Source organism: Methanospirillum hungatei (assembly GCF_020216685.1).
Lineage (GTDB): Archaea > Halobacteriota > Methanomicrobia > Methanomicrobiales > Methanospirillaceae > Methanospirillum > Methanospirillum hungatei_B.
The window spans coordinates 1-7,033 of record NZ_JAIWNS010000229.1; the positions used below are offsets into that span (position 1 = coordinate 1).

Genomic DNA, 7,033 nt, shown 5'->3' on the forward strand with positions numbered 1-7,033 from the left:
CTGTGATGGTATTTAATCTATTCTTATGGGTGTTGCCTAATAGGGGGTCTTTATTCTTACGAGATATATAAAACATTAAGCGCCTGCACAATATTATATATAATAATTGCGTATTAATTCTTAACTTTGAAGGGTGATCGATCATGATGAAACAACTAATATTCATTTCCATTTCTCTCCTCCTTATCTGTATTGGTTTACAAACAGTTGCGGCGACTTCAGATACTGCTGTTCCCGTTCAGTCGACGGTGGTCAAACCTCCTGATGTGGGAGTTCCAGCATATCATTCCCCGCCGTCGATAGTCGGTCCGGTACCGCAAGTGGCCGGTCCCCCGGTCAGCAGACCTGCTATGAGCATTGTCCAGTCCCCTGTGATGAGTAGTACAGGATCTGGTCAGACGACAACAGAACAGGGATCGTCCATGAATAGTACTCTGAACACTTCGTCAGAGAGCCCTGAATATGCACCGGACCGGGTTATCGTTAAGTTTAAGCCTGTTTTAGGCTCTGAAAAATCAACCTTAAGCCAGGTACAGGCAGAAGCACACGCAGCCATGGGTGCGACGGTTCTTGCTGATTCAAAAACTCTTGGAGTTGAGGGTATGCAGGTCGTTCGTGTTCCAAATAGCACCGGGACAATGAAAGCGATCGGGCTGTACCGGATGAACCCGATGGTTGAGTATGCCCAGCCTGATTATCTGTATCAGGTGTATCCGGTAGAAAATGTTCACATTCCGGTTCATGTAAATCAGGATGCCGTTTCATACCGTGAATCTCTCGTCCAAGGCAAATTTGTTCCCTCTGTCGGGCCATCTCCCGCACCCGCTGAAGAGAATGGCCATCGTCCGGCACCTCCATCCAGTGTATCTGCTGGTGCCATATCTGTGATCAATGAGTCGGAAGAATTTGGCTACATGCGTTTATCACTTGAAGATATTGCACAGATCCAGAGCGATTACAATGCCGCGGTTAAGGTGGAAAATGCTCCTCTGTCATCAATTCAAGGAAGTAAAAGCCTGCTCTCCAACATCCAGTACACCCCATCGGAGCGGAACCAGGGCAACTGTGGGAACTGCTGGGTATGGGCTTCGACCGGGGTTATCGAGAATGCCCTCACCGTTCAGAATGGGATAAAGAACCGGCTGTCGATTCAGTATTTTGATTCAAATTACAATGGGGGCAGTGCAACAACCGGTGCTTGCAATGGTGGATGGGCCTCGACTTTTGCGAATTTCCATAGTACCACCGGATTTAAGCAGGTTATCCCCTGGTCAAATACCAATGCCTATTACAATGACCGGTATGCCTGCAATTATGGATGTGGTGCACAGACCCCTGCTTCGAGTATTGCAACCTCTCCAAACTACCCGATAACCAGCATCTCCACCAGCTGGATAACGACAACCGGAGTCTCACAAGCGCAGGCTATTGCCAATATCAAGGCACAGATTGATGCAAACAAGGCAGTCTGGTGGGCATTCTTCCTTCCTGACAGTTCTTCATGGAGTGCATTTAATTCATTTTGGGCATATCAGACCGAATCGGCGCTCTGGAATCCGGATAGTTACAATAATATGGTCTATGGATCATCCGGAGGGGGGCATGCGGTTATCATAGTCGGATATGATGATACCAGCAGTGATCCAAACCAGCGGTACTGGATAGTCCTGAACAGCTGGGGAAGCAATTCGAATCGTCCGTACGGTCTTTTCAGACTGAAGATGAATATGGACTATGGCGGAAAGTCGTCCCAGGGGTACCAGAATCATTATTTCGCAATCTTCAATGTCAACTATGGAATAGCCGCCCAGACCGGATCAATCAGTGTATCGTCTACTCCGTCCGGTGCCCAGATCTGGCTTGATGGGACTAATACCGGGAAGGTAACTCCAAATACCCTCACATCCGTGACTGCAGCATCCCATGCCGTCACGCTGAAACTGACCGGGTATACAGATTATTCTACCTCGGTTACGGTTCCATCCGGTGGGACTGCGACAGTATCGGCCACTCTTACTGCAGTTCCGAAAGGATCCATATCAATAGGTTCAAATCCGACTGGTGCATCCGTGTATTTGGATAGTGAGGCAAAGGGAGTTACTACTCCGACCACTTTGAGTAATGTTGCGACAGGTACTCATACGGTCAGGCTGAGCAAATCCGGGTATCAGGACTGGTCACAAAGTGTATCGGTCACTGCAGATCAGACTACAACCGTCAGTGCAACGATGACTGCGGTCACACCTGGGAGCCTGGTAATTCCAAATGATCCTTCGTTCTCATCCCTGTATGGTCTTCATAATACCGGACAGACAGGTGGGACTGCTGATGCAGATATTGATGCCCCTGAAGCCTGGGCCTATGTGACCGGGTCGTCGGATGTCATTGTTGCTGTGGTGGATACCGGGGTTGACTATAATCATCCGGATTTAGCGGCAAATATGATTGCCGGATATGATACCCGGAATAATGATAGTGATCCGATGGATGATCATGGACATGGGACCCATTGTGCCGGGACGATTGGAGCGGTCGGCAATAATGGCATTGGTGTTACCGGGGTGAACTGGAATGTCAAGATTATGCCGCTGAAGTTTTTAAGTTCAAGCGGGTCCGGTTACACCAGTGATGCCATTGAGGCTTTTGCCTGGGGATACTCCCATGGTGCGAGAATATTCTCGAACTCCTGGGGTGCAAGTGGAATTGATACTGCTCTCCGGGATTCAATCAGCAGTATGCCGGATGCCCTGTTTGTCTGTGCAGCAGGTAACAGTGCACTTAATACTGATACAAATCCGCACTCACCTGGTTCATTACCAAATGCGAATATTCTCACCGTGGCAGCAACCGACTCACGCGATGCCCTTGCTTCGTTCTCAAATTACGGAGCAACGACGGTTGATGTTGCAGCACCAGGGGTGAATATTTACAGCACCTATCCGGGGAATCGATATACTACGATGTCCGGAACCTCGATGGCAACACCCCATGTTGCCGGTGTTGCGGGATTGCTCAAGGCTGCGAATCCATCGATGACTATGGATCAGATTAAGACGGCGATCATGAATGGCGTGGATGTAAAGAGCGGGTTATCAGGGAGATGTGTGACCGGGGGCCGGATCAATGCGTATACCAGCGTTCGTGCAGTATCCCAGATCATTCCAAAATTCTATGGGGTGCCGGAAACGGTGGTTTATCCTCTGACTATCAGGTTTTATGATGTATCAGAGGGATTTGTGACATCCCGGACCTGGAACTTTGGTGATGGGAACACCTCCACGGTTCAGAACCCGGTTCATACATTCTATAATCCACAGACCTACACCGTCACATTGCAGGTCAGTAATGCGGCCCAGGGAGTGAGTGCTGTTACGAACGAGGTATCTCCTTAATGATGGTGTTTTATCTACGAAATAGCCATTATTATCACGCAACTTTTTAAACTCGTCTGCTCCAATCCTGAAAACCGGTACACATCAACCTTTTTGTGGCTTATTATCATAGTATTGGAATACAGAGGGGATAGAGGTTCTGGGAACGGAGAAAAACAATGAATTGAGGTCAAATCTCTTCTTTTTGAAAAAATCCTTGTTTTTTAAATTGCGATCCTTTTTTATTTTGCGGTCTATGGTATGGGTTTACTGATTCTGTTTGCCCACTATGATCTTCGCCTTTACTAAAAGATAGGAACCGTATCCATATGGTGTTCCTCTTTTCGTCATATTTAAAAAAAGAGTGATTCAGTTGCCATTAATACGGATATCTGCAGTATTCTGTCCTTCACCTGGTTATTAAGGCCTGGAATGCTGATGAATTACTGGTATTTGTGAAAACCAATGGAGACTCCAAAACTCCTGAATTTAAGGCAAAGGGCAGTTGGTTTTGTGATCTTTTGGAGAGGATGAATGAGGTCCCTTCATACAGGTATCCCTGCTTTGATTAAGTACACAAGAGGGGTTTATTCCAGGTTTGTATGATGAATTACCATATCTTCGGCTGAAAGTTTTCCTGGTTAGTGATGGTTGCACTATCTCCCGTGGCTCGTATGACAAAAAGTCCCTTCTTCTCTGCCATTGCTGCTGTCCCTGCATCTTCGGAGATGAATGCCATCGCCCCATATATTCTTTTATCTGAATATTCCGGCATCCAGTTCTTTGCCTGTTTGAGTTTCTTTAAAAAATCACGAACATCACCTGGTCTTAAGGTTGTCTTCACCTCAATGATTACGATATCTGTGCCATTGATTGCGCTAATATCAAATTCGTAATCTATTCCATCACGCCGTCCCGTTCGTCATCTCAGGGTATCAGTGACTTCTATCCCCCGTTCATTCAGAATTTTAATTACGTCTCCCTCGACCAGGGATTCAACAAGTTTGCCCCATGTGAGGTGAATAATTGCTCAAGTTTGTTGAGTTTTTTATCAGTCTCTTTAAATTTATTATCTGTTTCCTGAAACTTTTCGGTTAATAACCTGTCAGTCTCCTGAAATTTTTCCGTCAGTATTTTATCAGTCTCTTTGAATCTTTTATCCGTCTCCTGAAACATGAGCCATACCTTTTCGAACGAAAGGGGGCCGTCGATTGAATTGGTGTCATCTGGTGGGGGTGACTTTGTCTTTGATGATGCAACCATATCTGGATATATTGTCGGTATAATGCGAAATATCTATTCAAGGTTGGTTTAAGACTTTTGGTATCTACAAATTTTACTCTCGCTCCTTTGAGGTTTACATTCTATTTTGACATAGCCACTTGAAATAGCGAAGAGGCTACTTTTTTCGTAACAATTCAGGTTTTGGAAAGTAATCAAAAGTCGCGAAATATTTTCCCATAGGCTAATATCTTAAAAATATATTCAGTTTTCATCTTTTCTCATAGAAAATTTGAGAGAATTTCGAAAGTATTAAATATTATGGATATCTAATAGATATCTTATGAAGAGGGTTCCATTCAATGTTGCTACAGAGTTGAAAGTAAACAACATTTGTGGGTTTTATAAACGAGAAGTCAAACCCTTTGGAACAAGTGCGAAAGTAGATTGTCCCAAGGAACATTTAGGGAAAACAGTTTATTTGGTTATTTTGGATAATGACGAGCAATAATACTCCCGAAACCAGCAAAGAAAATATTGACAATTTAAGGCAAACTATCCATAAATTACAGAAAGAGCTAGATATTGAACGGAAACGCAGAATTTTAGCAGAAAAGGAGAAAAGCGAGCTGAAAAAAGAGAATAAAGAACTCAAAAAAGAAATTGCAAAAATATTAAATTATGCACCCTTTATCTCAGCATCAAGTAAAACAGCTGAGGCAGGAGGAGTTTCAAGTTCAAAGACCTTTTATCGCCGGAAAGGGCAGTGTGAAGAAAATCGGAAAAGTGGTGGTCAACCCGGGCATGAAGGAAATGGTAGGAGGAGACCTGTTTCCAATTCACCATTTATTCATATTAACTTGGATACCTGTCCTGAATGTGGAACACACTTGAATGAACCAGTTAAAGGGGCGGAACAAACACGTACCATAACAGATATTCCATTTCCAAAGCACATCATTTACGAAATTCATTATTCGAGGTATTGGTGTTCAAAATGCAAGAAATTAGTGCGTGGAGAGTTGCCTTTACCACCAAACCAACAATTCGGACCTGCTGTTGCGGCTTGGATCGCTTATCATAGAATGCTTGGATTAACTATACGGAAAATCCAATCCAGCCTATTAGAAACATACGATATTCAAATAAGTGAAGCTACCATTCTGAAACTGGAAAGGTGGGTTGCAGATACTCTCAAAGAAGACTACGAAAAACTCAAAGATCTGATAGTAAAGGAAAACAATGTCAATGCTGATGAAACAAGTTTCAGAGTGAATGGAGAAAATGGATGGATGGGGTTTTTCACTTCAACACTTGGCTCATATTACAAAGTGGCACCAACTCGTGGACATACGGTTCCCGAAGAAGTTTTAAAAGACTTTAATGGCGTTTTAGGAAGAGATGCATGGAAACTTTATGATGTCATATAGTGTTTAGGGCATCAGTTAGATCTCCTTCATGTTAATCGATGGCTGGAAAGAGCAGAAATAAAGCACAAAATTGAACCAAGAAGTTTGTTGACCTCTGAACCAGCAAAGATTCTAAGAAAAGGCAGACCACCAGAAAAATTCCTTGAGTTTGTTGATGGAGTTCGTTCAATTCTAAAAAAAGCAATAGAATATACAGAAAATGATCCTCCACCATCTTTGGATGAACGGAAAAATGCACATGAAATATTTCAGGCAGAACTTACGGAATTGCTTGAACGAAAATGGATAGATCCAGATATAGTTCGTATTTCCAAAGAACTTCGAAAACGGAAAGATATGTTGCTTACTTTCATGGTCCATGAAGATGTTCCATGGCACAATAATGATGCGGAACGTTCCAAACGTCAGGGGGTACTTCATCGAAAAATTAGCGGGGGCAGAAGAACATGGCTCGGAGCGGATACATTGGGAATATTGCTTAGCCTTTATGAAACTTCGAAGAAAAAAAAGGAGAATTTCATCCATATGGTAGGAAGAAAGTTAGGATTTGAAAGACATGTCGAAATTGGTAATTGCGCAACTTCCTAAAGTTGAGTTGTTACAAAGGATCTTCCGGATTACCTGTTTCGCAGAGGGAACCGTAACTAATTTACCAGATATCTCTCGGTTTTGGTGTCTAATGCGAATGGTGTCATCTCAAAATTATGATTGCCAGTAGATCTCCATGATGGTGCAATGGCTAAGGACTGATCACCAGATTTTCGGCTGAAAACCGTCTCTGTTCACGATACTTGCACTGTCGCCGGTTGCCCTGATGATAAAGAGCCCATTCTTCTCAGCCATTGCCGCTGTTCCTGCATCTTCAGAGATGAATGCAACTGCTCCATATAACTTCTTATCTGCATATTCCGGCATCCAGTTCTTTGCCTGACTGAGTTTTTTGAGGAAATGTCTGATGTCCTCTGGCCGCAGTGTAGTTTTAACCTCTATTATTACTATTTCAGATCCATT

General features: G+C 43.6%; 3 protein-coding genes and 2 pseudogenes. 3 read left to right on the plus strand and 2 right to left on the minus strand.

From position 1 onward, the window contains the following. The first annotated feature begins 143 nt into the window (after window positions 1-143). Window positions 144-3,392, plus strand: a complete 3,249-nt coding sequence (locus tag LDL35_RS13575; protein ID WP_304023389.1) for a S8 family serine peptidase — start codon at window positions 144-146, stop codon at window positions 3,390-3,392. A gap of 589 nt (window positions 3,393-3,981) precedes the next feature. Here the strand turns inward: LDL35_RS13575 and LDL35_RS13580 are convergent. Continuing rightward, window positions 3,982-4,215, minus strand: a complete 234-nt coding sequence (locus LDL35_RS13580) for a hypothetical protein (RefSeq protein ID WP_304023391.1) — start codon at window positions 4,213-4,215, stop codon at window positions 3,982-3,984. A 720-nt stretch (window positions 4,216-4,935) separates the two neighbouring features. Here LDL35_RS13580 and LDL35_RS15450 point away from each other — a divergent pair. Both LDL35_RS15450 and LDL35_RS13585 read left to right on the plus strand, forming a co-directional pair. Beyond that, entirely contained in the window at window positions 4,936-5,103 is a 168-nt protein-coding gene (locus tag LDL35_RS15450; protein WP_369694938.1) for a DUF2080 family transposase-associated protein, read from the plus strand. Continuing rightward, window positions 5,090-6,610: pseudogene (locus LDL35_RS13585) on the plus strand (IS66 family transposase). Before LDL35_RS15450 ends, LDL35_RS13585 begins: the two are co-directional and overlap by 14 nt. 162 nt (window positions 6,611-6,772) lie before the next feature. On the opposite strand, the pseudogene LDL35_RS13590 reads toward LDL35_RS13585, so the two are convergent. Beyond that, window positions 6,773-7,033 (minus strand): annotated as a pseudogene (locus tag LDL35_RS13590) (hypothetical protein); the annotation flags it as partial.